Annotated in this window: 23 protein-coding genes; 10 read left to right on the top strand and 13 right to left on the bottom strand. The window is 66.3% G+C overall.

All coding sequences use genetic code 11. From position 1 onward, the window contains the following. Positions 1–27: 27 nt before the first annotated feature. From DI605_RS09150 to DI605_RS09170, 5 genes are all read right to left on the bottom strand, one after another. Positions 28–2,523: a TonB-dependent receptor gene (locus DI605_RS09150; protein WP_293972278.1), complete on the bottom strand. Its 2,496-nt coding sequence runs from the start codon at positions 2,521–2,523 to the stop codon at positions 28–30. Between the two features lie 78 nt (positions 2,524–2,601). Then, positions 2,602–3,288, bottom strand: a complete 687-nt coding sequence (locus DI605_RS09155) for a response regulator transcription factor (protein ID WP_293972281.1) — start codon at positions 3,286–3,288, stop codon at positions 2,602–2,604. Next, a complete protein-coding gene (locus DI605_RS09160; RefSeq protein WP_293972284.1) occupies positions 3,285–4,556 on the bottom strand; it encodes an ATP-binding protein in 1,272 nt (423 codons plus the stop codon). The genes DI605_RS09155 and DI605_RS09160 overlap by 4 nt, the downstream gene beginning before the upstream one ends. Before the next feature lie 24 nt (positions 4,557–4,580). After that, on the bottom strand, positions 4,581–4,883 hold the full coding sequence (locus DI605_RS09165; protein WP_293972287.1) for an EthD family reductase: 303 nt from the start codon (positions 4,881–4,883) through the stop codon (positions 4,581–4,583). Next, a complete protein-coding gene (locus DI605_RS09170) occupies positions 4,880–5,323 on the bottom strand; it encodes a pseudoazurin (protein WP_293972290.1) in 444 nt (147 codons plus the stop codon). Before DI605_RS09170 ends, DI605_RS09165 begins: the two co-directional genes overlap by 4 nt. Positions 5,324–5,485: 162 nt before the next feature. On the opposite strand from DI605_RS09170, the gene adh reads away from it, so the two are divergent. The 4 genes from adh (at position 5,486) to DI605_RS09190 (ending at position 11,112) form a co-directional block, all read left to right on the top strand. Beyond that, the gene (adh, locus tag DI605_RS09175; RefSeq protein ID WP_293972293.1) at positions 5,486–7,006 is read left to right on the top strand and encodes an aldehyde dehydrogenase; all 1,521 of its coding nucleotides are present in this window, start codon (positions 5,486–5,488) and stop codon (positions 7,004–7,006) included. A gap of 250 nt (positions 7,007–7,256) precedes the next feature. Beyond that, positions 7,257–7,646, top strand: coding sequence for a DUF779 domain-containing protein (locus DI605_RS09180; protein ID WP_293972296.1), 390 nt, complete (start codon positions 7,257–7,259; stop codon positions 7,644–7,646). Positions 7,647–7,702: 56 nt separating this feature from the next. After that, on the top strand, positions 7,703–8,857 hold the full coding sequence (locus DI605_RS09185; protein WP_293972299.1) for an FIST N-terminal domain-containing protein: 1,155 nt from the start codon (positions 7,703–7,705) through the stop codon (positions 8,855–8,857). Next, positions 8,854–11,112: a NahK/ErcS family hybrid sensor histidine kinase/response regulator gene (locus DI605_RS09190; RefSeq protein WP_293972302.1), complete on the top strand. Its 2,259-nt coding sequence runs from the start codon at positions 8,854–8,856 to the stop codon at positions 11,110–11,112. The genes DI605_RS09185 and DI605_RS09190 overlap by 4 nt, the downstream gene beginning before the upstream one ends. 70 nt (positions 11,113–11,182) lie before the next feature. Here the strand turns inward: DI605_RS09190 and DI605_RS09195 are convergent, their stop codons facing one another. The 5 genes from DI605_RS09195 to pedF all read right to left on the bottom strand — a co-directional run bounded on the left by DI605_RS09195 (position 11,183) and on the right by pedF (position 16,215). After that, entirely contained in the window at positions 11,183–11,896 is a 714-nt protein-coding gene (locus DI605_RS09195) for a PEPxxWA-CTERM sorting domain-containing protein (protein ID WP_293972304.1), read from the bottom strand. Between the two features lie 271 nt (positions 11,897–12,167). After that, positions 12,168–12,839, bottom strand: a complete 672-nt coding sequence (locus DI605_RS09200; RefSeq protein WP_293972306.1) for a response regulator transcription factor — start codon at positions 12,837–12,839, stop codon at positions 12,168–12,170. A 71-nt stretch (positions 12,840–12,910) separates the two neighbouring features. Continuing rightward, on the bottom strand, positions 12,911–14,653 hold the full coding sequence (locus tag DI605_RS09205; protein WP_293972308.1) for a methanol/ethanol family PQQ-dependent dehydrogenase: 1,743 nt from the start codon (positions 14,651–14,653) through the stop codon (positions 12,911–12,913). A gap of 267 nt (positions 14,654–14,920) precedes the next feature. Continuing rightward, complete coding sequence (locus DI605_RS09210; RefSeq protein WP_293972310.1) at positions 14,921–15,781, bottom strand: transporter substrate-binding domain-containing protein; 861 nt, start codon at positions 15,779–15,781, stop codon at positions 14,921–14,923. Beyond that, on the bottom strand, positions 15,781–16,215 hold the full coding sequence (gene pedF, locus DI605_RS09215; RefSeq protein WP_293972594.1) for a cytochrome c-550 PedF: 435 nt from the start codon (positions 16,213–16,215) through the stop codon (positions 15,781–15,783). Before pedF ends, DI605_RS09210 begins: the two co-directional genes overlap by 1 nt. A gap of 121 nt (positions 16,216–16,336) precedes the next feature. On the opposite strand from pedF, the gene DI605_RS09220 reads away from it, so the two are divergent. From DI605_RS09220 to acs, 3 genes are all read left to right on the top strand, one after another. Beyond that, complete coding sequence (locus DI605_RS09220; protein WP_293972597.1) at positions 16,337–17,296, top strand: PQQ-dependent catabolism-associated beta-propeller protein; 960 nt, start codon at positions 16,337–16,339, stop codon at positions 17,294–17,296. A 234-nt stretch (positions 17,297–17,530) separates the two neighbouring features. Beyond that, positions 17,531–18,937: a porin gene (locus DI605_RS09225; protein ID WP_293972312.1), complete on the top strand. Its 1,407-nt coding sequence runs from the start codon at positions 17,531–17,533 to the stop codon at positions 18,935–18,937. Between the two features lie 25 nt (positions 18,938–18,962). Next, positions 18,963–20,939, top strand: a complete 1,977-nt coding sequence (gene acs / locus DI605_RS09230) for an acetate--CoA ligase (protein ID WP_293972314.1) — start codon at positions 18,963–18,965, stop codon at positions 20,937–20,939. A 67-nt stretch (positions 20,940–21,006) separates the two neighbouring features. Here the strand turns inward: acs and DI605_RS09235 are convergent, their stop codons facing one another. Then, entirely contained in the window at positions 21,007–21,948 is a 942-nt protein-coding gene (locus tag DI605_RS09235; RefSeq protein WP_293972599.1) for a quinoprotein relay system zinc metallohydrolase 1, read from the bottom strand. Next, positions 21,948–22,730, bottom strand: a complete 783-nt coding sequence (locus DI605_RS09240; RefSeq protein ID WP_293972317.1) for a quinoprotein dehydrogenase-associated SoxYZ-like carrier — start codon at positions 22,728–22,730, stop codon at positions 21,948–21,950. The genes DI605_RS09235 and DI605_RS09240 overlap by 1 nt, the downstream gene beginning before the upstream one ends. Before the next feature lie 80 nt (positions 22,731–22,810). Here DI605_RS09240 and DI605_RS09245 point away from each other — a divergent pair, with 80 nt between their 5' ends. The 3 genes from DI605_RS09245 (at position 22,811) to DI605_RS09255 (ending at position 25,156) form a co-directional block, all read left to right on the top strand. Further along, a complete protein-coding gene (locus DI605_RS09245) occupies positions 22,811–23,380 on the top strand; it encodes a rhodanese-like domain-containing protein (protein ID WP_293972319.1) in 570 nt (189 codons plus the stop codon). 143 nt (positions 23,381–23,523) lie between these two features. After that, a complete protein-coding gene (locus DI605_RS09250; protein WP_293972321.1) occupies positions 23,524–24,591 on the top strand; it encodes a sensor histidine kinase in 1,068 nt (355 codons plus the stop codon). A gap of 181 nt (positions 24,592–24,772) precedes the next feature. Continuing rightward, the gene (locus DI605_RS09255) at positions 24,773–25,156 is read left to right on the top strand and encodes a hypothetical protein (RefSeq protein ID WP_293972323.1); all 384 of its coding nucleotides are present in this window, start codon (positions 24,773–24,775) and stop codon (positions 25,154–25,156) included. Between the two features lie 42 nt (positions 25,157–25,198). Here the strand turns inward: DI605_RS09255 and DI605_RS09260 are convergent, their stop codons facing one another. Next, positions 25,199–25,960 carry a LytTR family DNA-binding domain-containing protein gene (locus DI605_RS09260; RefSeq protein WP_293972325.1) on the bottom strand — a complete coding sequence of 254 codons (762 nt, stop codon included), beginning with the start codon at positions 25,958–25,960 and terminating at the stop codon, positions 25,199–25,201. Between the last annotated feature and the right edge of the window lie 17 nt (positions 25,961–25,977).

The following is a 25,977-nucleotide window of genomic DNA, read 5'->3' on the forward strand; positions in this document are numbered from 1 at the left end:
GACGGGCGGGATAGAGGCTGCCCCACTTCAGAAGCGCAGCCTCGCGCCGGCCTGCACCGCCCTCGGCGCGCCGGGCGCGTAGAAGGTGGATCCCACCAGTGGCCGCTCGCCATCGATCACAGGCGCCGTGAAGGGCCGCGCGACGAAATTGCCGCTCGCATCGAAGGCGGTCGCCGCGAGCTGCGCGGCGGTGGCATAATGCTTGTCGAAGATGTTGCTCACCTGCGCAAACAGCGTGAGCGCCTTCACCGGGCGGAATTCCGCGCCGAAGTTCACCACCGCATAGGGGTTCGTCTTGCCTGATCCCAGATAATAGACGCCGTCCGCCTTGTGCTCGTTATTCTCGTTGCCGCGCGCATACATGCTGGAAACCGCGATCATATCCAGATCGAAGGAAAGCTGCCGGCTCGCATCCCAGCCGATGCCTGCCTTGAAGGTATGGCGGGGAATCAGCGGGATGCGATCGCCCGGCTCGATATCGATGCTGCCCTCGAAGCCGGGGGCGGCATGGTCGGCCGAACTGTTGGCGGATCCGTCCACCTCCTCGGCCGAACGATAAGTAGCATCGAGGAAGCTGTAATGACCGGTGAGGCGGAAGGCGCCAATCCGGCCGGACAGATCGACATCGATCCCCTGGCGGCGCGTCTTCCCGAAATTGCGGAAATAACCGAAGCCGGAAGCGTCGTCGGTCACGAACAGGATATCGTCGCGGCTGGTGGTACGGAAGGCGCCGACCCGCGCCCGAATGCCGGCGACGACGGCGTTGACCCCGCCCTCCACCGTACGCGCCACCACCTGCTTCAGGGGCGGATCGCCTGCCAGGGCATTGGGCAGGCGGCAGGGATTTTCGGGATCGGCGCAGCCCAGTTCGATCGCGGAGGGCACGCGGCTGGTCTGCGCGACCGCCGCATCGAAGGACAGTGCCTGATTGATCGCATAGCGCAGGGCGATCGCCGGATTGACGCGATCGAACGTCTGGTCGCTGTCGAGCGAGCCCGATCCGCCGCCGGGCGTGATCCGGTCGCGATTGCGGATCGTTGTGCGATCATAGCGCGCGGAAAGATCGACATGCAGCCTGTCGGTCAGATCGATCGCATCCAGCGCATAGGCGCTGAACACCTTGGTCCGCCCGGTCATGTTCACCCGCGCATCGAAGGCATTCTCCGAATCCTGCGTGCCGTCCGCAAAGGCGCCCGGCCCGTCGACGAGCGCGATCGTGCGATCGGAGGTGAGATAGCCGAATTGCGAGGACTGGGTGAAATGCGCGCGGCCGTTCACATAGTTGAGGCCCACCGTCAGCGCATTCTTCGTATCACCGATCGGCGTCTCCAGCGTCAGCTCACCGGTCGCCCCCCATTCGCGCTGCGTGGTGGCGGCACGGTTGGCGAGGCCGTTGCACTTCTCGTTGGGCTCGCTGTTCAGCAGGATGTTGGCGATGCAGCGCCATTTGGGGAATGGCGTGTTGGCCTGCGTCTCGCCGCTGGTGGGAAAGCCCGTATAGCCCGCCTGCGTCAGCGCGGTGCGCTCGGCTGCGCTCGGCTGATACACATTCTCGCCCAGGGCATCATCATTGACGTCGCCGTTGAAGCTGCGCGTGCGGATGTGCCGCCAGAAGACGTTTCCGTTGAAGCGCAGGCTATCGGAGAAGCGGTGGCTGCCGGTGAGATTGACGAGCCAGGCGCGGTTCTTCGTATTGTCCGGATAGGAGTAGACGCTGTCGCGATCGGCCGAGAGCAAGCGCATCTCCTGCAGGCCGTTGCCGTTCAGATCCGTATCGGCATAGGTGGTCGAAAGATGGATGTCGCTCATCGCATCCGACCAGCCGAGCTTGCCGAACAGTTGCCTGGCCTCCGATGCGGAATGATCGCGCCAGCCGCGCTCCTTGAACCAGTCTCCGCTGGCGAACCAGTCGATCCCGTTGGCGGCGCTGCCGCCCGCCTGCCCTTCCAGCATCTTGCGCCGGAACGATCCGTAGCTGCCCTCAATCTCATAGCCCGGATCGGATTTGCCATCCTTGGTCTGGATCGAAAGCGCGCCACCCAGCGAATTGCGCCCGAACAGGGGGTTGGATCCGGGGACGAGGCTGATCGATCGGATCGCGGACCGGGGGATCAGATCCCAGCTCACGACATCGCCGAACGGCTGGTTCACGCGCACGCCATCCTGATAGACGGACAGGCCCTGCGGCGTTCCCAGCAGGGGCGAGGCAGTGAAGCCGCGATAGTTGATGTCGGGCTGGAGGGGGTTGCCCTGCACCTCGTTGACGAAGACGCCGCCCGCCATCCGCTTCAGATAATCGGTCAGGTCGGTCGCGTGGGCGCGCTCCAGTTCCTCGTCGCTCGCGGTCTGCGCGGGAAAGGCGAGCGCGCCCTCGCCCACGTTGGAAAGCGGCGTCGGCGCGGTCACGACGATTTCGGACGGCGGCTGGATGCGGGAGGGATCGATCTGCGCAAGGGCGGGCGTGGCGATCGCCGGCAGGCCGATCAGGCTCGTCGTGACGAGCAAATGCAGGTGCGCTCTCATGGATCCCCTCTCTTTTCGTTGAGATCGGGATAGAGTGGGAGGCTGGCGGCAATCCTGAAAATGCCTTCAGAAACCCTGCTACCTTGGGTCTGTCTCCGTTCGCCAGGCGAGGCGAAAGCCCTGCCCGCGCACCGTTTCGATCGCCAGCAACGTGCCCGCCGCCGCAAGCCTGCGCCGCAGCGAGCCGATATGCACGTCCAGCACATTATCGGTCACGTCCGCTTCCCCGCCCCAGATCGCATCGATCAGGCATTGGCGCCCGATAATGCCATGCTTGGAGCGGACGAGCTGGAACAGCAGATCGAAAGCCTTGCCGCCAAGCGGGATCGGCCGGCCGACGCAGCGCGCCTCACGCTGCACTGGATCCACCGTAAGATCCCCCAGACGCAGGGGCTCCGGCGCGCGCTCCGCCACGCGCCGCTCGATCACGCGCAGGCGCGCGACCAGTTCCTCGAAGGCGAAGGGCTTGGCCAGATAATCGTCCGCGCCGGCATCGAACCCGTCGAGCCTGTCCTGCAACTGATCCCGCGCGGTGAGCATCAGCACCGGGATACTGTCCGTCTCCCGCAGCTTGCGGCACACCTCCAGGCCATCGCCGTCGGGCAGGCCGAGATCCAGCAGCACGGCATCGAAGCGCCGTGTCGCCGCCAGCGTGTGCACGCGCGCCGCCGTCCGCTCCCACGCCACCTGATGCCCGCGCGCGGCGAGCCCCCGATTGACGAACCGGCCGATGCCGGCATCGTCCTCCACCAGCAGGATATTCATGCGGCCCTCGCCTGCGGAGAAAATGGTGCCAGCGGCAGGCTGATCGCGATCCGGCAGCCGCCTGCGGGATCATTGGCCGCGCGGATCGCACCGCCATGCTGCTCCACCACCCATCGCGCAAGCGCGAGGCCGAGCCCCGTGCCGCCGCGCATCCGGCCCTCGCCAGCCTGATAATACGCATCGAAGAGGCGGGGCAGATCGGCCGGCATCACGCCCGCGCCCTGATCCACAATCTCGATCGCCGCCTGGCCATCCGCCTCTCCCACGCTGAGCGAGAGCGTGCCACCGATCGGCGAGAATTTCACGCCATTATCCAGCACGGCGAGCAGGGCCTGCCCCAGCCAGCGCGCATCGCCGAGAATCTCCAACGGCGCCGACGGGGCCGCCAGCGCGAGCCGCACCTCGGAGGAATGGGCGAAGGCGGTCGCCGCATCGCCCGTCGCCGCGACGAGCGCGACCAGATCGATCGGCGCGCGATCGAGATGGAGCCGACCGTCCGCCGCGCTCGACAGGCCGAGCAGTTCCTCGATCCGGTGGCCGAGGAAATCGGCGTTGGCGACGACATGGGAAAGGGCCGCCCGCAGATCCGCGATCGAGGCGCCGGGATCCGCCAGCGAAACCTCCGCCTCGCCGCGCATCACGGTGACGGGGGTGCGCAATTCGTGGCTGGCCTTGGCGAAGAAGAGCCGACGGGAGGCATCGATCGCCCGAAGATCCGCCGTGCGCGCCTCCACCTCGCCGGCGAGGCGCCGGTTGGCACGGGTGAGCGCGACGCTCCCGGCAAGCGCCGCCGAGATGGCGAAGCCGGCGAGGATCGAAGCGAGGATCGTGGTGCGCGTGCGCATCCCCGTCATCGCCGCGGCCACTCCGGCCGCCTCGCCCTGTTCGCGGCGGGAAATCGCATCGGCGCTGGCGATCAGCCGATCGCGCGGTCCGCCGGCCAGCGCCAGCCTGACGAGGCGATCCGCCTCGGCCCCCTCTTCCCGCTGGGCGGCGATCGCCGCGGGATCAGCTTCGAGCAGGCGCAGTTCGGCGTCGATCGAGGCGCGATATTGCCGCGCGGCCCCCTCCACCTCGGCCCGTGAGGCACCTTCGGCCACGAGCGCCTCGATCCGAGAGACGGCGGCGAGCTGCGACTGCGCGATCATCGCGCGCTCCAGATGCCGGCTGGCGGCCGCCATACTGAGCAGAAAGGCCGCCAGGAGGGCGAGCAGCGAGACGACGAGCGCAGCCAGCAGCGCCGCACCGGTCAGGTTGAGGCGCTGCATCTCCCGCGTCCCGCAGCGCGGCGCCTAGGGCGCCACGCCGCGCGAGATGACCGGGCCGATATCCGTGAAATTGGCGAGATCGGCCAGCACGGCGGGCGTCTCGGGCGAACCGAGCGCGACGCCGATCGCCTCTTCGGACCCGAAGGCCAGAAGTGCGATCGCCGCCTCGGAAGCACCTGCGCCGGCGGGGAAATAGGCCTCCGCCGACAACAGGCCATATTGGCCCCAGTTCTTCACCACGAGCGGAAGGTGGGTTTCGACATAATAGTCGCGATCGAAGCGATCGCCCCCGGCCTTCGGATAGGTGACGAACAGGGCCGCGGTCATTTGGCGCTGGCCAGCATCGGCGCCATCCGCTTCTTGGCGAGCGGCGGCAGGGACGCGGCGGCGGCAGCGGCGGCGTTCGGCGACGGCCCCTTGCCCACCTTCACCAGCGCGACCATGCCCATCGAGAAATGCGGTAGGCACTTGATACCGTAGAGGCCCGGCTTGGTGACGGTGAGGACATATTCCTTGTTCATCGCGCCGTTCGGCTCGCTCACGCCTTCGGGCATGATCGCGGGGATCGGCTGCGCGTTATGCCCCATGTCGGTGGGCATGAAGTGGATCTTGTCGCCGGGCGCCGCCTGAATGAAGGACGGTTCGAACACCATCGCGCCGCCGGTGCCCTGATTCTTCATCTGGACCGTGATGTCCTTGGCGAGAGCGGGGCTTGCGAGGGTCGCGGCGCCGAACAGAAGTGCCGCGAGCGGCCTGGCAAAACGCATAAAGGCATTCCTCTCTAACTGAATTGACCAAAAAACAGCATGGGCGCGAGCCCCTACCAATAGCCCAATGGTGCAATAGGCCACCCCGCCACCTGCATGCAACGCTCGGCACCGAAGCACGATCGTACGACTCGATCGGCACATGCCTCTGGGAGAGTGATGATGTTGCAACAGACCATCGATCAGCTGAAGGGCGATGTCGTCATTCGGCCGAAATACGATAATTTCATCGGCGGCGATTGGGTCGCCCCGGTCGAGGGCCGCTATTTCGACAATCTCTCGCCCATCACCGGCAAGACGGTGTGCCAGATCGCGCGCGGCACCGCCGCCGACATCGAGCTGGCGCTGGACGCTGCCCACGCCGCGAAGGAAAAGTGGGGCCGGATGTCCCCGCAGGAGCGCGCCCGCATCCTGCTGAAAATCGCCGACCGGATGGAGGAGAAGCTCGATCTGCTCGCGCTCGTCGAGACGATCGACAATGGCAAGCCGATCCGCGAGACGACGCATGCCGATCTTCCGCTCGCCGTGGATCATTTCCGCTATTTCGCCGGCTGCCTGCGCGCGCAGGAAGGCTCGATCGCGGAAATCGATCACGACACGATCGCCTATCATTTCCATGAGCCGCTGGGCGTCGTCGGCCAGATCATCCCGTGGAATTTCCCGCTGCTGATGGCCGTGTGGAAGCTCGCCCCGGCGCTGGCCGCCGGCAATTGCGTGGTCCTGAAGCCCGCCGAACAGACGCCTATGTCGATCATGGTGCTGATGGACGTGATCGGCGATCTGCTGCCGCCGGGCGTGCTGAACGTCGTCAACGGCTTCGGCATCGAGGCGGGCAAGCCGCTTGCGCAGAACAAGCGCATCGCCAAGATCGCCTTCACGGGTGAGACGACGACCGGCCGCCTCATCATGCAATATGCCACCGAGAACCTGATCCCGGTGACGCTGGAGCTGGGCGGCAAGAGCCCGAACATCTTCTTCGCGGACGTGATGCAGGAGGATGACGATTTCCTCGACAAGGCGCTCGAGGGCTTCACCATGTTCGCGCTGAACCAGGGCGAGATCTGCACCTGCCCCAGCCGCGCGATCGTGCACGAGAGCATCTATGATCGCTTCATCGAGAAGGCGATCGCCCGCGTCCAGAAGATCAAGCAGGGCAGCCCGCTGGATGCCGCGACGATGATCGGCGCGCAGGCATCGAACGATCAGCTCGAGAAGATCCTCTCCTACATCGATATCGGCCGTGGCGAGGGCGCCAAGGTGCTGACCGGCGGAACCCGCGCGCAGCTGGAGGGCGAGCTGGCCGGTGGCTATTATGTCACGCCGACTGTGCTTGAGGGGCACAACAAGATGCGCGTCTTCCAGGAGGAGATTTTCGGCCCGGTTCTGGCCGTGACCACCTTCAAGGATGAGGCGGACGCGCTCGCGATCGCCAATGACACGCTGTACGGCCTGGGCGCCGGCGTCTGGAGTCGCAACGGTACGACCGCCTATCGCATGGGCCGCGGCATCCAGGCCGGTCGCGTCTGGACCAACTGCTATCACGCCTATCCGGCCCATGCGGCGTTCGGCGGGTACAAGCAGTCCGGCATCGGTCGCGAAACGCACAAGATGATGCTCGATCACTATCAGCAGACCAAGAACCTGCTGGTGAGCTACAGCCCGAAGGCGCTCGGCTTCTTCTGAGCCGGCGCCCACGGCCAGTCCGATCCCGAATGGGGTTCGGGATGTCCGGGAGGCTCCGCCCCCCTCTTGGCAGACCCAGGAGCCTTCCGGACATTTTGTTCGAAACCATATCTCCGTGCGCGGCCGGCCTTTCGAAGCGCCGCCCTTCTTTCCGCGATCGATGAGCGGGAGAGATCACGCTTCGACAGACCCCCGCGCAAACGGATAGCCCGGGCCGGCCCAATGCCGCCCCCGTCAGGCCGATCGCGCAATGACACTTCCGCCCCGCATTCTTTCCACGCCCGAAGCCGATGCGCTGATCGCACGGCTGACCGCCCAGCATGGCCCGCTGATGTTTCACCAGTCGGGCGGGTGCTGCGATGGATCGGCACCCATGTGCTATCCGGCGGGCGAGTTCCGCACCGGCGCGCAGGATGTGCTGCTGGGTCACATAGCGGGCGACGTGCCCGTATGGATCGGGGCGGCGCAGTTCGAATATTGGCAACACACACAGGTCACGATCGATGTCGTGCCCGGTCGTGGCGCCGGCTTCTCGCTGGAAGGCCCCGAGGGCCTGCGCTTCATGATCCGCAGCCGTGTCTTCACCGATGAGGAATCGGATGCCCTGGAGGCCGGCCCACCCCCGGTTCGCGGGGGATGAGGCAGACTCCCACGGGATGGATGACGTGGCCGCGCGCCGCTGGCATAACGCCACCCGTGGAGAGAAAAAAAGAACGATATGAACCGGTCGTCCGCGCCGCGAGCTCGGATCTGGACGATCCGGTCGCGGCGATCGAGTCCGTGTTTCGCGAACTGGATCCGCCCAGCCTTGCGGGGCTGCTCCTTTTCTGTTCGAGCCGCTACGATCTGGCCGCCGTGGCGGATGCGGTAACCGCGCGGAGCGAGGGCATCACGGTGATCGGCTGCACCTCTTCCGGAGAGATCAGCCCCAGTGGTCTGCGCGAAGGCACGATCACCGCGATCGGCTTTCCGGCCGAATATTTCACCATGTCGGCCATACGCTTCGACGGGCTGGATCATTTCGATGCGAGCCACGCCCATCAGGCGATCCGCGCGCTCGTGGCCAATGCGGCCGAACATTCGCGCCATCTCGGCCCCCATCCCAGCAGGGCGGCACTCTTCCTCGTCGACGGCCTTTCGCATCGGGAAGAGATGCTGACCGTGACGGTGCAGGATGCGCTGGGCGAAATCCCGCTCATCGGGGGCTCCTCCGGCGACGGCCTCGATTTCCGCGAGACCTTCGTTTTCCACGAGGGGGTATTCCGCCGCAATGCCGCGCTGATCGCGATCCTCGCCTCCACGCGGCCCATGCACGCCTTCCGATCCCAGCACTACAAGCCCGGCAACGTGAAGATGGTCATCACCGGGGCCGATCCGGTCGACCGGATCGTCCACGAGGTGAATGCAGAGCCTGCCGCGAAGGAATATGCGCGGCTCGTGGGCGTGCCGGTCGACGAACTGGGGCCGGACGTGTTCGCCACCCGCCCGCCGATGGTGCGCGTGGGCGGCGAATATTATTGCCGCTCGATCCAGTCGGCCAATCCGGATGGCAGCCTGACCTTCTACTGCGCGATCGACGAAGGCGTGGTAATGACGCTGGGTGAGGCGCATGATGTGATGCACGAGCTGGAAGCCCTGTTCGACGAGCTCGACGCGACAGTTGGCGGCATCGATCGCGTGATCGGTTTCGATTGCGTGCTCAATTCGGTGGAATTGCGCCAGCGCCAGCTGCGCAGGAACGTATCCGATCTTTTCGCCGCCCATCATGTCGCCGGCTTCAACACCTATGGCGAGCAGTTTCATGCGCTGCATGTGAACCAGAGCTTCAGCGGCCTGGCCATCGGGCGATGAGCAGCCAGCCCGTCTTCGATCCGCAGGCCGATCGTATCGCGGAGCTGGAAGTCGCGCTCGCCAAGGCCGAACGGATCAATCGCGTGCTGATGGACCGGGTCGAGCGATCGATCGATCTGCAAGGCAATGCCTTCTCCCTGTTCGAAACCGCCATCGCGCTGGAAAGCCGCGTGCGCGATCGCACCGCCGATCTGGAACGCGCGCTCGACGAACTGGCCTCCTCCAACGCCGCCCTCGCCGTGGCCAAGGAACAGGCGGACGGCGCGGAACGGCGCCTGCGCGACGCGATCGACAGCATCAATGAGGGCTTCGCGATCTTCGATGCCGATGATCGGCTGATCCTGTGCAACGAAACCTATCTGGGCCTGTGGCCGAAGGCCGCCGCCTCGATCGTGCCCGGCCTCACCTATGACGAGATCATCCGCCTGATCGGCGAAGCGGGCGACAGCCTGGGCGCGCGCGTGGCGCCGGATCGCTGGGTATCGGACCGTCTTGCGCTGCACGGCGTGGCGGAAGGCGGCCATATCCATGTGCTGGCCGACGGCCGCTGGATCCAGGCCAACGAATTGCGCACCAGCGAGGGCGGCATCGTCGGCGTCTATACCGACATCACCGATGTGAAGGCGGCCGATGCGCGGCAGCGGGCACATGATCTGGCGCAGAAGACGGCGATGCTCCAGTCCACGCTGGACAATATCCGGCTGGGCGTGGCCGTGTATGATTCCGATCGCCAGCTGACCGCCTTCAACGGCCCGTTGCTGGCGACGATCGGCCTGCCCGAGGATGGCCTGCCCCTCATCACGAGCCATTCAGGCCTGGTGGAAACCTGCGCGCGCGTGAACGGTCCGATGGGCGACGATCGCCCACTGGAATGGCTGCCGCTGGGATCGTCCGATGTCGTATCCCAGCGCCGCCACGCGAACGGGCGGCTGGTGGAGGTGCGGCGCTCAGCCATGGCGGATGGCGGCATGGTGATGAGTTTCGAGGACATCACCGTGCGTCTGGCCGCCGAAGAGGCACTGCGCGAGACGGCCGAGACGCTCGAGCGGCGCGTGGAGCAGCGCACCGCCGATATTGCGGCGGTCAATGCCAGGCTTCAGCAGGAAATGGGCGAGCGTCTGGCCGCCGAGGCCGCGATGCGCGGGGCGAAGACGGCGGCCGAGGAAGCCAATCTTTCGAAGACGCGCTTCCTCGCGGCCGCCAGCCACGATCTGCTCCAGCCGCTCAATGCCGCGCGCCTGTTCGTCTCGGCCATCGCGGAGCGCAGGCTGGCCACGCCGACCCGCGCTCTCGTCCGCCAGACGGGCTCGGCGCTCGATTCCGTCGAGGATCTGCTGGAAGCGCTGCTGGAAATCTCGAAGCTGGATGCGGGCGCGATCGTGCCCCAGTTCGCGGATTTCCCGATCGCGGAGCTGCTGGGCGCGCTCCGGGCCGAATTCGCGCCCGTCGCCCGCGCCCGCGGGCTTGCGTTGCGCATCCCGGCCACCGCGCTGTGGGTCCGTTCGGACATGCGGCTGGTACGGCGCATCCTCCAGAACCTGCTGTCGAATGCGCTGCGCTATACCGAGCAGGGCCAGGTGGAGCTGCGCTGCCGCAAGCATGGCGATCGGGTGAAGATCGAGGTGATCGATACCGGCATCGGCATCGCGCCCGAGCATCATGCCGCCGTGTTCGAGGAATTTCGCCGGCTGGACGAAGGTGGGCGCGATCGGGGGCGCGGCATGGGGCTGGGCCTCGCCATCGTACAGCGCGCCGCGCGCGCGCTGGACACGCGGATCAAGCTCCGTTCGATGCCCGGAGAAGGATCGACCTTCCGCCTCTCCCTGCCGCTCGCGGCGCCTCAGGCGCTGGCCCCCGCCGCACGGGATCTGCCGCGCCGCCGTGTCGCCGCCGAGCAGAATGTGCTGGTGATCGATAACGAGCCCGCCATTCTGGAAGGCATGGGCGCGATGCTGGGCGGCTGGGGCTGCCGCGTAACCGGGGTGCGCGATGCCGCCGCCGCGCTGGCCGCGACCGAAAGCGGGCTGCGCCCCGATCTGATCCTGGCCGACTATCATCTGGATCACGGCCTGACCGGCGACGATGCAGTGCGCGCGATCCGCGCCCGCCTGGGCGCGGAAATACCCGCGATCATCATCACCGCCGATCGGATGCCGGAACTGCGCGAGCAGCTTCTGGCCGCCGGCTTCGATTATCTGACGAAGCCGGTGAAGCCGGCGCAGCTGCGCGCGCTCCTCAGCCGGCCCGCAGGATAAACCGCCCCCGCTCCACCGATCCGGGCGCCCATCGGCCTTCCGACCGACGACGCGCCTCGGCCCTCCCCGATCAGCCGAAGTGGACGATGGCCGTCCGCATCCGGTGGCGCCGCAGCGCGCCGCCGACCATCCCGAAACCGCCGATCATCATCAGCCAGCTTGCCGGCTCCGGCACCGGATCGGCCATCTCGAAGCTGAGATTTGTCCGCACCGTTCCCGCGATGCTGGCGCCCGGAGTGACGCCCACATCATTCTGGGCACAGCCGGCAATGCCGGTGCATGTCGCGCTGACATAACCGAAACTGAACCCGACGCCGGTAAAGGCTCCATTCTCGATCAGGCTCTTCACGAACGTGTCGCCACCCGAGTGCAGATAGAGCGTCATGTCCATCGAAGGATCGAGCGTCGTATAAAAGAAGAAGTTGAGATTGGACGGGTTCGACTGACCGTGCGGCGCGGCAGGGCCGGCCGCCGGCGTATCGGGACCGGCATAGGTCGTCACGATCTCGTAGGTGCCGGCACCGAAACCCGAAAGGTTGCTGCTGTCGATCGCGCCGGAGAAGGTGAAGGTCGAGAGGTTCGTGCCGGCATCATAGCTGCTCGCGCCCTGCCCCAGCGCGAAGGTGCCGACGCCGGAGCCCGGCAATGTTTCCCCCATGCCGTAAAGCGTGAGATTCTCGGCACTCGGCCCGAGAGAGATATTGATCTGCGTGGCCTCGGCCGATCCGGCGCCGGCCATCGCCGCGCCCAAGAGCAAAGACGCGCGTGCGATCCTGTTCACCATGGCAATCCCCCCTCCGAAATCATTCATTCAGACCGGCGGGACGCCTCACATTCTCCAGCAGACAACACTATGCGAATTTCGCTTAAAATCCGCCGTTATTGTCACGTAACAACTCCGAAATTCAGATTCGGATACATGGAAGACGATATCAAAACCGCAAGAATATCTGAAGCGACTCACCGTTAACCATCATAGTCAACGGCAATCACTTTGTTAATATCCCCCGGCATGCATGCCCTGCGGGTCAGCCGCATGCGGAAAGCGGCGGCATTCAATGGCCGCCAGCCGAATCCCGATCGAAACCCACCTTGTTGACGAGAATCACAGCCTGCGTGCGGCTGAAGACGTTGAGCTTGGACAGGATGGCCGAGACATGCGCCTTCACCGTCGTCATCGAGACATCCAGTTCATAGGCGATCTGCTTGTTGAGCTTGCCTTCCACCAGCAGCCCCAGCACCACGCGCTGTTGCGGAGTCAGATGTTCGATCCGGCGAGCGATATCGCGACGCTCAACCTGCCCCTCGCCATCGTCGCCGAAATCGGCGGGCACATAGATTTCGCCGGCGAGGACCGATTTCAGCGCCTCGACGATCGCGCCGCGCTTCAGCGATTTGGGAATGAAACCGGCCGCCCCCGCGCTGAGCGCCGCGGAGACGATCTCCCGCTCGCATTCGGCCGATACCATCACCACGGGCAGCGCCGGAAAGCGCCGCCGCAGCGTGACCAGCCCGCTCACGCCGCGCGCGCCCGGCATGTTCACATCGAGCATGACGAGATCGAAATCGCCCTCGCGCTCGATCACCGCGATCGTTTCATCCAGGCTCGCCGCCTCGAACGTCTCGCAAGCGTCGAAGGCGACCGATATCACCGTTCGCAGCCCATCCCTTACCATCGGATGGTCATCCGCGATGAGCACGCGCTCCACTGATCTGGTCTCCCCCATAGCCTCTTCTACCAGTCCCGGCCCCGCTTCGCGAGGCCGGGAGATGGTCGGCGCGAGGACAGCGCCCGTCATCATGATTTGGGCAGCTTGAAGACCCACAGCGAGCCACCCTGGTTGATGTGCTGCACGGCCTTCGCCACTTCGCCGCCCCACAGCGGCACGGCACCGCCCCAGCCCGACATCACGGCGATATATTGCTCGCCATCCTGTTCCCAGGTGACGGGCGAGCCGACCACGCCGGAGCCGGTGTTGAACTTCCACAATTCCTTGCCGGTCTTCGCGTCGAACGCCTTCAGATAGCCTTCCGGCGTACCGGTGAAGACGAGGCCGCCGGCGGTGGTGAGCACACCACCCCAGAGCGGGGCCTTGTTCTTATATTCCCACATGATCTTGCCGGTGGCCGGATCGATCGCGCGCAGCGCGCCGATATAATCCTCGTTCAGCGGCTTGATCGTGAAGCCAGCGCCCAGATAGGCCGCACCTTTCTTGTAGGTGATCGGCTCGTTCCAGATATCCATGCCCCATTCGTTGGCGGGCACGTAGAAATAGCCCGTCTGCTGCGAATAGGCCATCGGCATCCAGTTCTTCGCGCCGAGGAAGGCGGGCGCGGAGAAGACGGTCGACCCCTTGTCCGTGGTCGGCGCGCCCGGACGATTGGCATCGATGAAGATCGGGCGGCCGGCCTTCGTGTATCCTGAGGCCCAGGTGATCTTGTTCACGAACGGCGTCGCCTGCACGAACTTGCCATTGGTACGATCCAGAACGAAGAAGAAACCGTTCCGGTTCGCCTGCGCGCCGAGCTTCATCGTCTTCCCGCCGACCTTGGCATCGAAGGGAATGAATTCGTTGACGCCATCAAAATCCCAGCCGTCATGCGGCGTATATTGATAGTGCCACTTGATCTCGCCCGTATCGGCATCGATCGCGAGGGTCGACGAGGTATAGAGATTGTCGCCGGGGCGCAGGTGGCTGTTCCACGGCGCGGGGTTGCCGGTTCCGAAGAAGACCAGGTTGGTATCGGGATCGTAGGTGCCGCCCAGCCACGGGGCGCCGCCGCCGGTCTTGTACTGATCGCCCGGCCAGCTGGCATTGGTCTTGCCGGTGATCGTCGAATCCTTGCCGTTCAGCTGGCCCATATTGCCTTCGATCGTCGGGCGCGACCAGATGAGCTCGCCGGTGTTGACGTCGCGCGCCTCCACCTTGCCGATGATGCCGAATTCGCCGCCCGAATTGCCGTAGATCACCTTGCCCTTCACGATCATGGGCGCGGCGGTGTTCGAATAGCCGGCGGCATAATCCTGGAGTGTCTTGTTCCAGATCACCTTGCCGGTGTTGCGGTTGAGCGCGACCATGTGCGCATCCAGCGTGGCGAAGATGATCTTGTCGCCATAGATGGCGGCGCCGCGATTGACGACGTCGCAGCAGGGCATGATGCCGTCCGGAAGGCGGGCATTATATTCCCACTTCTCCTCGCCCGTCTTCGCATCGAAGGCGAAGAGGCGGCTGTAGGAGCCGGTGACGTAGATCGTGCCATCATAGACGATCGGCTGCGCTTCCTGCCCGCGCTGCTTCTCGCCGCCGAGCGAGGAGGAGAAGGCCGGGACGAGCTTCGTTACGTTGGAGGTGTTGATCTGCTCGATCGGGCTGAAGCGCTGCGCCTTCGGGCCCATGCCATAGGTGAGCACGGCGCTGGTGTTGGTGGCGGACGCCATCAGATCCGCATCGGTCGGCCCGGCAGGCGCCTGGGCGATCACGGACGAGGTCAATACGGTCGCGAGCGCCCCCAGCGCCGCGATAGTTGGAAAGCGCTTCATCGGTCCCCTCTCCTCTGTTGTCGGCGTGACAGACGCACGCAGCGGGATGGGAGAATGCTAAAACCGGCGCGGGGCGGAACAATTGGACCTTGGGTCTAGTCTGAAGACCTTTTCAGATTTCGGGCGCGGCCGGCGCCCGCACGATTCCCTGACGCGCCGGAGTCGCCGAAGCGCCACCCTTCCTTTTCCGATGCACGGAGAAGGGAAAGCGGATCTTCAACGCGGGCCGCGCCTATGAAATCGCATCGTGGCCGCAAATAGCGTGGATCAGCTCTCGGCTGCGGGGCGATAGACCACGCCATAACGCTCGAAGATCGCCGGAATCTTGCCGTTGGCGATCAACGCCGCCACGATCGATTCCAGCTTGTCGCCCAGATCGCGGCTATCATCCTTCACCGCGAGCCCCACATTCCAGCCGGGCGAGAGCATCATCGGCAGCGGCCCCTTGCGCTGCACGAGCCGCTCGCGATCCGTCAGCAGCGCATGCTCGATCTGCGCGCGCGTCGCCACGACGGCATCCGCGTCGCCCTTCGCCGCCGCGCCCACCGCGAGCGGGCCGTTCGGGAAATGCTTCACATTGGCGCGCAGGGCGCCGCCGCCCACGCTGGAAAGATAGAAATCGGGGATCGTATCGATCTCCGCCGCCAGGGGACTGCCCTTCAGCGCGGTTGGCGCGATCTCGCAATCGGGCTGCTTCTCCCGGTTGCAGGCCATGGTGAAGCTCTCGCGATAATAAGGCGCGATCAGCACCGCGCGATCATTGGCGAGCGCCAGCTGCCGATCGATCGGCACATGCATCATCACGTCGGCGGGCGCCTGCCCCACCACCGATCCGCGCCACACGGCATTGCGCAGATCCGCCGCGACATCGTCGCCCGGAATCAGTTCGGTGAAGGAAGCGCGGAGGGCCAGCGCCGAGGCGAGCAGCTCGCCCACCTCGATATCGATGCCCTTGAGCGCATCGCCATCGCGCCACGACCACGGCTCGAAATCACGATAGACCGCGATCGAGAGGAAGCCATTCTTGATGACCCGATCCAGCGGCGCGGCGATCGCCGGCAGCGCCGCCGCGACGGTCGCGCCGCCCGCCAGGGCCAGCACGCGCCGCCGCGAAAGCAATGTAGGCATCAGCTGTCGGTGTGCTTGGTTTCGAGCCAGGCGCGAATCGCCCAGCCCGCCTTCTGGCCGAGCACTTCGCCCATCGGCGGCATATAGACCTTCCCGTCCCGGGCCGAACCATGCTGGAAGCGCTCGATGAACCATTCATCGCCGCTGTCGCCCAGCTCCAGATAGCGCAGGTCGGGCGCGATCCCGCCCGAAATCGCTTCCAGGCCGTGGCAGCGCGCGCAATTCTGGCCATAGGCGCCCTCGCCGATCTTGATGGCGGTGGCATTGCCCCGATAGGGATTATGCTTGAGCCATTCGGTGCCGATATCCGGCAGCGCGCTGGTATCCACCGCCTGCGGCGTGACATTGCCGTGCGCAACCACCCGTCCCGAGATCGAGACGCCTACCGCCAGCGCCGCAAGGCCCATCGCAACCGTGCCGAGCCGAGCCTTCATGCCATCCTCCAGAATATATGCGGCCATGCGCCGCTTCATTCCGACAGTAGGATGGCCGGGATGCGCGCCCCATGGGACTTTCGGCCAAGAGGCAGGAAGGATAGACCACGCCTAGACCATGATGATGCGCACGCCTCTCCTCGCCCTGGCCCTCGCCTTGCCGACCGCGTTGCCGGCGGCGACAGCCTATGTCTCCAACGAACGCGGCAACACGATCACGGTGATCGACACAGCGACGCTCAAGGCGATCGCGACGTGGGAGGTGGGCAAGCGCCCGCGCGGCATCCTGCTCTCGCGGGACGGCACCAAGCTCTATGTCTGCGCCAGCGATGAAAATGCGGTGCAGGTGATCGATCGCGCGACCGGCAAGCTGCTCGGCAATCTGCCTTCGGGCGAGGATCCGGAGCAATTCACCCTCTCGCCCGACGGCACCACGCTCTACGCCGCCAACGAACGGGACGCGGCCGTCACCGCCATCGACATCGCGAAGAAGAGCGTCGCCTTCCAGATCCCGGTCGGTGTGGAGCCGGAGGGCATGGCCGCCTCGCCCGATGGCAAATATGTGCTCTCCACCAGCGAGACGGACAGCCAGGTCCACTGGATCGATCTCGCCACCAAGGCCGACGTCGCCCAGACGGAGGTGGGCCTGCGCCCGCGCCATGCGGAATTCACGCGCGATGGCGCGCAGGTGTGGGTCTCCTCCGAGATTGGCGGCACCGTGAGCGTGATCGACGCCGGGAGCCGTGCCGTCACCGCGACGATCGCCTTCAAGCCACCTGGCGTTCCGGCGGACAAGGTGATGCCCGTCGGCATCGTCTTCACGCCGGACGGCAAGACGGCGATCGTGGCGCTGGGCCGGGGCAACGCCTTGGCTTTCGTCGATACGGCGAGCCACGCGGTGACGGGTTATGTGACGGTCGGCCAACGCGTGTGGCATATGGGGATGGAGCCGGACGGGGCGCGCGTCTTCGCCGCCAACGGCCTGACCAATGACGTGTCGGTTGTCGATATCGCGACGCGCAAGGTGATCGCCACCATCCCCGCCGGCAAGGCGCCCTGGGGCGTGGCGGTAGCGCCCTAGGGCCGTCCGCGGGCAGCAGCACGGCACTGCTGGCCGGGCGCCCCGCCCAGTCGACAGAAGCCCGCGCGCGAAGGGGAATATCTCCCTTCGAACATCGAACTATTCGGCCGCATTGGCCCAAGGTCTTATGGCCCAAGGTCCAATGATCCAAAGTGCAATTTCGCACATGCCCCCGCTCGCGCCAGTCTCTCCCCATCGGCCATCGAGAAGGCCGGGTTAACAGGGAGAGAGGGGATGACGACCCGAAAGGGGCGGCTTCATGCCGCTGTAGCGCTTGCTTGTCTGATCGGGGTGGCGAGCCCGGCAATGGCCCAGGATGCGACCGACGCCCTGCTGCTGAAGCTCAAGGAGAAAGGCATCTTGAGCGACGACGAATATCAGGCGCTGCTGGCCCGAAAGGCGACCGCCCCCGCCACCACCGTTTCCGCCGACAGCCAGGGGCAGGCCGCGCCGGCCGCCGCCGCCGCCGCGCTGGACGACAAGAAGCTTGTGCGCGCGATGGACAGCGGCATCGGCATGCGCGTGGGCGATGTGAACATCGGCTTCTCGGGCTCCATCAACGGTTTCTACGTGCATGACAGCGGCGGATCGACGGCGGCGAACCGCCAGGTCACCGGCGGCGTCGCCACGCTCGGCCCGAAGAGCAGCTCCGTGCGCAACGGCCTGCTGCCCGGCTTCTTCAAGATCAACGTGACGACCCAGCAGGCGGGCTGGGATGTCGGCGCGCATTTCGGCTTCTATCCCGGCATCAATTCGGTGAACGGCGTGGGTGGCGCCAATTCGGCCGGCAATCCGGTGGCGCTGGCAACGGCCGGCATCGATTTCCGCCAGACCTACCTCACCTTCGGCAAGCCCAATATCGGCGAATTCAAGATCGGCCGCGATATCGGCCTGTTCGCGTCCGAAGCGATCCTCAACGACATCACCCTGCTCTCCGTGGGCGGCACGGGCGGCAATGCCGCGCCCTCCAACACATCGCTGGGCCGGATCGGTCTCGGCTATATCTACACCGATTTCCAGCCGCAGATCACCTATACCACACCCAAGATCGGCGGCTTCCAGGCGTCGGTCGGCGTGTTCCAGCCGCTGGTCACGATCGGCAACAGCGAGGTGAACAAGAATCCCGGCTTCCAGGGCAAGGTGACCTACGACTTCACGTCGGACAAGTTCACCGGCCATCTCTGGGCGGGCGGCATCACGCAGAAGCATGACGGGCTGGCGGGCTCCCCCAGCTATACCGGCAGCGCCTTCGATGTCGGCGCCAAGCTCGGTTATGCCGGCTTCTCGCTGCTCGGTTATTATTATGACGGCAAGGGCGTGGGCACGACCGGCCTGTTCATCCTTTCCACCGATGCCGCCGGGCGCAAGCGCAAGAGCAATGGCTGGTATGCCCAGGCCGCCTACACGATCGACAAGTTCACGGTCGCGGGCAGCTATGGCGTGAGCCATCTGAGCCTGGCCAAGGGCGAGGTGAACCCGCTGCTGCTGGACGACAATAGCAGCTGGGTGGGCCAGGTCCGGTATGGCCTGACGCCGTGGGTCACGCTCATCAGCGAATATGTCCACACCAAATCGACCGCGCACGGCCCCAATTCCGCCAATTCGGACGCGCTGGCGACCGGCGCGATCCTGTTCTTCTGATCCCCATCGCGGCCGGCGGCGCACCATGCGCCGCCGGCCGCCCATTCCCAAGGAGCTCACCCGCGTGGCCGAAGACCTGATCGCCATCCCGGCCACCTTCCAGACCGATTCCCTTTATGACGCGGACCGCTACGCGACGGATTATGCGCGCTCGCTCTCCGATTCGGACGATTTCTGGCGCGGGCAGATTTCCCGCCTCGACTGGATCGAGACGCCCACGCGCATGGACGAGAGCAATTTCACCGAGGCCGACTTCGGCATCAAATGGTTCGCGGACGGCACGCTGAACGTCGCCGCCAATTGCCTCGATCGCCATCTTGCCGAGCGCGGCGACCAGACAGCCATCCTGTGGGAACCCGATAATCCCGCGGATCAGCCCCGTGCCATCACCTATGCCGCGCTTCATGAGGAGGTCTGCCGCGTCGCCAATGCGCTGAAGGCGCTGGGCGCGCACAGGGGATCACGCATCGCCATCTATCTGCCGATGATCCCGGAAGCGGCGGCGGCGATGCTCGCCTGCGCCCGGATCGGCGCGATCCACTCGGTGGTGTTCGGCGGCTTCTCGCCCGATGCGCTGGCGGGCCGCATCCAGGATTGCGACGCGCAGATCGTAATCACCGCCGATGCCGGCCGGCGCGGCGGGAAGAGCGTGCCGCTGAAGGCCAATGTGGATGCGGCGGTGAAGGACTGCCCGGGCATTCAAGCCGTGATGGTGGTGCAGGCCACGGGCGCGCCCGTCACCATGCAGGCGGGGCGCGATCATTGGTATCACGAGGCGATCGCGCGCGTATCCGCCGATTGCCCGCCGGAGCCGATGAATTCGGAGGCACCCCTCTTCATTCTCTACACCTCCGGATCGACCGGGAAGCCCAAGGGCGTCGTCCATTCCTCCGGCGGCTATCTGCTGTGGGCGGCGCTGACGCATGAAGCCTGCTTCGATTATCGCCCGGGCCAGATCTTCTGGTGCGCGGCCGATGTCGGCTGGATCACCGGCCACACCTATATCGTCTATGGCGCGCTCGCGAACGGCGCGACGACCCTGCTCTACGAAGGCGTGCCCAACTGGCCGAGCCCTTCGCGCATGTGGGATGTGGTGGATCGCCACAAGGTGGAGATCCTCTTCACCGCGCCGACCGTGCTGCGCTCGCTGATGCGCGAGGGCGACGATCATGTGACGCGCACGGATCGCTCCTCGCTCCGCCTGCTGGGCTCAGTGGGCGAGCCGATCAATCCCGAGGCGTGGCGCTGGTATCATGATGTGGTGGGCGAGGCGCGCTGCCCGATCATCGACATGTGGTGGCAGACGGAAACGGGCGGCGGGATGATCGCCCCGCTGCCTGGCGCGACCGCGCTGAAGCCCGGCTCCGCCACACATCCGCTGTTCGGCGTGGAGCCCCGACTGGTGGATGCCGAGGGCAAGACGCTGGAGGGCGCCGCCGAGGGCAATCTCGTCATCACCCGATCCTGGCCGGGCCAGATGCGCACCGTGTGGAACGATCATGAGCGCTTCTTCCAGGCCTATTTCTCCACCTATCCGGGCGCCTATTTCACGGGTGACGGCGCGCGGCGCGATGAAGATGGTTACTGGTGGATCACGGGCCGGGTGGACGATGTCATCAACGTCTCCGGCCATCGCATGGGCACCGCCGAGGTGGAAAGCGCGCTGGTGCTCCACCATCAGGTAGCGGAGGCGGCGGTCGTCGGCATGCCGCATGATCTCAAGGGCCAGGGCATCTATGCCTATGTCACGCTGAATGCGGGCGAGGAGCCTTCGGAGGATCTGCGGCGCACGCTGCGCGATTGGGTGCGTCGCGAGATCGGCCCGATCGCCACGCCCGATGCGATCCAGTTCGCGCCCGGGCTGCCGAAGACGCGTTCGGGCAAGATCATGCGCCGCATCCTGCGCAAGATCGCGGAAGGCGAAGTCGGCGCGCTGGGCGACATTTCCACGCTCGCCGATCCCAGCGTGGTGCAGGATCTGATCGCCAACCGCGCGGCCTGACGCCGGCCGCCATTCCCGCTCTCTCCATCGTGCCCCGGCGAAGGCGGAGCACGATGGAGATGGATCGCTATCCCTTCGCATCCACGCGCGGCAGCAATTCGGCTTCCAGCGCCGGGTAGAGATGGCTCACCGAGCGCTCCAGTTCATAGCGCGCGGCCGCCATGCCGGCGAAGCGGGCCGGTATCTCCATCCGCCCGGCGGCGACCATATCCAGCCCCTGCCCCACTGCATCGCGCAGCGCGCGATCGAGCCAGTCTATCCAGTCGCGCGTCTGATCGATCGCGGCGGCGGGCGTGGGATCGAAGGGGCCGTGGCCGGGTATCACCGTCTTGTGCGGCACGGCCTTGAGCCGATCCAGCGCCGCGCGCCATTTCGGCAGATCCGCATGCGGCGTGCTCGGCGCGCGATCGTGGAAGACGAGATCCCCCGCGATCAAAGTGCCGGTGCGCTCGTCGATCAGCGCAAGATCCGCCGCGCTGTGCCCGGCCAGCGGCAGGAGGCGGAGGGTGCGGCCGCCGACCACATCGCTCTCGCCGGGCAGCGTGATGCCGGGCAGCTTCGGCTCGGTGCCGCGCATCCAGTCTCCCAGCAGGCGATACATGCCATCCGAAAAGCCCTTCTCGTCCTGCGCGAGCACGCGCGCCACGGCCGGTGTGGTCGCGACGATCGCCGGATCGAAAGCGGCGGTGCCATAGACATGATCGGGATGCAGATGGGTGAGATACACGCGCGCGACCGGTTTGCCGACCAGCCGCGCCGCCGCCCCGGCCAGCGCCTCGCCATAGCGGAGCGAAGGGCCGCAATCGATCAGCACCGGCCCCGCATCGGTGGCGAGGATCGTGATGTTGGCGATCGCCCCGCCATTTTCCATCGCGATCGGGGCGTCCGCGCCGTGGATCATCCAGATGCCGTCACCCACCTTCTGCGGCACGATATCGTAGCGGAGCGGAGCGGCGGCGACGGGCATCGCCACCAATCCGGCCAGCATCGCGCGACGGCCGAGACGGATCACCGCGCGGCCATCGCGGCGGGAGCGCTGCCCACCGGCAGATGCGCCTTATATTCGACGCCGCCCGTATCCCGGCCATCCACCGCGAGCACGCTGCCGGGCGCGGCATCGATCAGCAGGGTCAGCGCCGGATCCTCGCCCACCGACGCCTCCAGCGCGACCGTCCCGTAATCCACCCCGCCCGATCCCGTGAGCTTCACTGTTTCCAGATGATAGGTGGGTATGTTGGCCACAAAGCCCGTATCCATCGGATGGCGGAAGGCGAGCTGGACGCGGGTGACGCCCCCGCCTGCCACCGCGCGCCCGCGCACCTCGCCCAGATGCTGCGCCCAATCGCCCTTCACGCGGCTGACGGGCGGTGCGGAACAGCCGCCGCCCGCCGCATCGATCCAGCCACCCGCCACCACCCAGCTTCCATCCGCCAGTTGCGCCGCCGCGCGCACGGGCGTGCGCTGATCCAGCTTGATCCGGGTGGCGATGAACGGGCTGGCGCGGGCCGGCGTGAAATCCACCGCCAGCGGGATGGGATTGAGATCCGCGAAGATCAGGATGCGTTTCACCTGGCCCAGCGGGCGCGCATCCACCTGCACCGGAAATTCGTGCTGGTCTTCGGCGATCGACGGGAAATGGACGAGCAGACGCGGATCGAAGCGGACCGGATCGTCCCCGAAAAAGGTCTGCGCCAGCCCGGCCCAGTTGGGCGACTGCAACGGATCGGCCGGCGGGGCGGCCGATGCCGCCGACGCCAGCAGCATCGCCAGCCATAAAGCCTTCGCGGCCATATCCTTCTCCCAAGGAAGGGGTTTGGCGATGGCATCCGCGCGCTACAATGGCACCTTGGGAGGAGGGAGACGAGAAGATCATGATCGCGGCATTGCTCTTCGCCCTGACCGTGCCCGTCGCCGCGCCAGCGCCTGTGTCTGCGTCCCCCGGTGATCCGGCCCTGTTCGATGCCGCCACCGGCTATCGCATCGCCGCCTATCGCGGCGTGATTCCCGCAGCGCCGCCGGACGTGGAGAGAATCGACGACGGCGAGGCGGCGAAGCGGCACGATGGCGGGCACACGCTGTTCATCGATCTCACCCCGGCACGCGGGGCCGTGCGGGATGCCGCCACCGGCGAGTGGCGGCTGGCCGAGCCGCACGAGACGATCCCCGGCGCCCACTGGTTTCCGGAAGCCGGGCGCGGGCCGGCCGATGCCGCGATCGATCGCTGGTTCGCCGGCGGGATAAGCCGGCTGACGAAGGGTTCGCATCGCCGGCCGATCGTGGCCTTCTGCCTGGCCGATTGCTGGATGAGCTGGAATGCGGCGTGGAAGCTCCGCCGCCTCGGATATCGCGCCGTCGCCTGGTATGCGAACGGCATAGACGGATGGCGCGATCTGGGCCGCCCGCTCGTGCCCGCCACCCCCGAAGGCACTAGCCGAAGATAAACGGGGGCGACCTCGAAGCAGGTGGAATGACCGGCCGGCTCCGAATGCGCAGACGGCGAGGAAGAAGGGCGGCGAGGAAGAAGGGCGGCGCGCTTGCCGATGCCCAAGGCGCGCCCTAGGGTCCGCCGCCGGCGAGGGGGCGGATGAAGAAGACCAGATTCCGGCAAGCACTGCTGCTCACCTTCGCCATCTGGCTGGTGTTCGTCTATGGCGGCTATTGCGTCTCGGAGCTGATCGCCGGGCGAACGGGCTTCGTTCGCGAGCTTCCCCTCGATCTCGTGGCGGTGGTGTTCGTCGCGCTCGCCGCGCAATGCCTCTATCCGCTTGCGCGCGAGACGGCCGGCTGGGGCCTAATCCGGCGCGGCGCCGTGATCGCGGCGGCCGTGCTCCTGATCGCCTGCGTCCAGGCGCTCATCAACCTGATCGAGAACCGTATCCTGGGCATCGTTCCCGCGATCGACGCCGCGCATCTCTCGCTGATCCGCACGCGCTTCGCATCCAGCTTCCTCTCCCACACCTACCTCACTCTCGCCAACGCCGCGCTGCTGGTGCTGCTGGTCGAGGCGCAGCGCGCGTCCGAGCAGCGGCTGGTGCTCGTCCGGGCGGAGGCCGATGCGCGGGCCGTGGCGCTGCGCCTGCAGCTCAATCCGCATTTCGTGTTCAACACGCTCAACTCGATCTCCAGCCTGATCGTGACCCGCCGGATCGACGATGCGGAGGAGATGATCGAGCGCCTCGCCGATTTCCTGCGGCAATCGCTCAAGTCCGATCCCAACGAACTGGTGCCGCTGGAAGACGAATTCGCGACGGTGGAAACCTATCTCGATATCGAGGCGGTCCGCTTCGGCAACCGGATGATCGTCGAACTGGATTGCGCGCCTGCGGTGGGCCGGCTGCAGGTGCCTAATTATATCCTTCAGCCGCTGGCCGAAAATGCGGTGAAATATGGCGTGGCCCGATCGCCCCGGCCCGTGCGCGTGCGCGTGAGCGCGAAGACGGAGGGCGGGGCGCTCGTCATCTGCGTCGAGGATGATGCCATGCCCCATCGCGATGCTTGTCGGCCGGCGGGCCTCGGCGTCGGCGTGGACAATATCGCCCAGCGGCTGAAGCTCCATTATGGCGAGGCCGCGGCGATCATCCCCGCGCAGTGCGAACGCGGCTTCAGCGCGACGATCACCCTGCCGCTCAGCGCCCAGCATCCGGCGATCTGAACCCCGGCGCGGGAGCACCGCCGCCCGCATCCGACTCCGCCGGCATGCGGATTGATCGCACCGCGCAGTTTCGTCGCGCCAGCATGCGGCTTGGTAGCGGCAAGGATGCGATCGATCGCGCGCCGGTGCAGGGGCCGATCGTCAGATGGCGGGCCATAGCGGCCGCCCGAGAGAGACGATCATGCACACCGCCCTTGCCTTCGCGAACGACGATCATGCGCCCGTGGCACGGCCGCGCCTGCGTCTCGTTCCGGCGGCGCCGGGGCTGAGCGCGATGGAGCGTCAGGCCGTGGAAATTGGCCGTGACGATGCGTTCCGTCCCGGCTGGGACGCCAGCATCGCCGCGCCGTCATGGGCCGAAAGAGTGGCCACCTTCCTGGCGCGCACGCGTCGGGGGATGCGCGCCGTGGTGCCGCTCGCCGATCCCCGTCTGGAAAAGCTGCGGCTCTTCGCCAGCATGATGCGCCGCGACGATCGCCGTCTCCACGATCTGGCCGATGCCTTGCTGGCGGATGGACTGAGCTCCGTTGCGCTACATGAGGCGATCGGCCTCGCGCTGGTCTGAATAGGCCGGGGCGGGAATCGAGCCGGGGAGGCTGACGCGCCCTCAGGAGATGCCGAGCGCGGCCTCCACCGACGCGACATAGCTCGGCCCCACCTGCACGGTCGTGCCATCCTGCAACAGAAGGATGGTCGAGCGCTGCGCCCGCCGGATTTCGGCCACCCTGGAGGGCCGCACGAATGCGGAGCGGTGGACCCGGATCAGCGCCGTTCCCGCCAGCTTCTCCTCCAGCGCCGCCATCGTGATCCGCAGCATGAAGCTGCGCAGCTCGGTGTGGAGCAGCACATAATCCCGCGCCGCTTCCACCCAATCGATCGATTCGATCGGAACACGGCGCTGGCCGTTGCGCTCCGGCACCCAGATTTCCGGATCGCCGGCAGTGCGGGCATCGGTGCGCAGCGTTTCGATCTCGGCCGCGAGCGATCCCGCGCGCTGCGCCGCCTCGCGCATGTCGCGGCGGCGGCGGGCGCGATCCGTGGCCAGGCGCAGACGATCGAAGCGGACCGGCTTCAGGATATAATCGGCCGCCTCCAGATCGAAGGCGTCCGGCGCATAATGTTCGTGCGCGGTGACGAAGACCAACTCCGGGCGTGGATCGATGCTGATGTCGGCGGCGGTGCGCAGGCCGTTGCGGCCGGGCATCTGTATATCGAGGATCACGAGATCGGGGCGCAGCGCCTCGATCCGGTCCAGCGCCTCGTCGCCATTCTGCGCCTGACCGACCACCTCGATCCCGCCAATGTCGTCGCAGAAGACGCGGAGACGATCGAGCGCGAGCGATTCATCGTCGACCAGTAGCACCCGCATCGTCGTCGCCCCCCCCG

The organism is Sphingomonas sp. (assembly GCF_003248515.1).
GTDB lineage: Bacteria > Pseudomonadota > Alphaproteobacteria > Sphingomonadales > Sphingomonadaceae > Sphingomonas_I.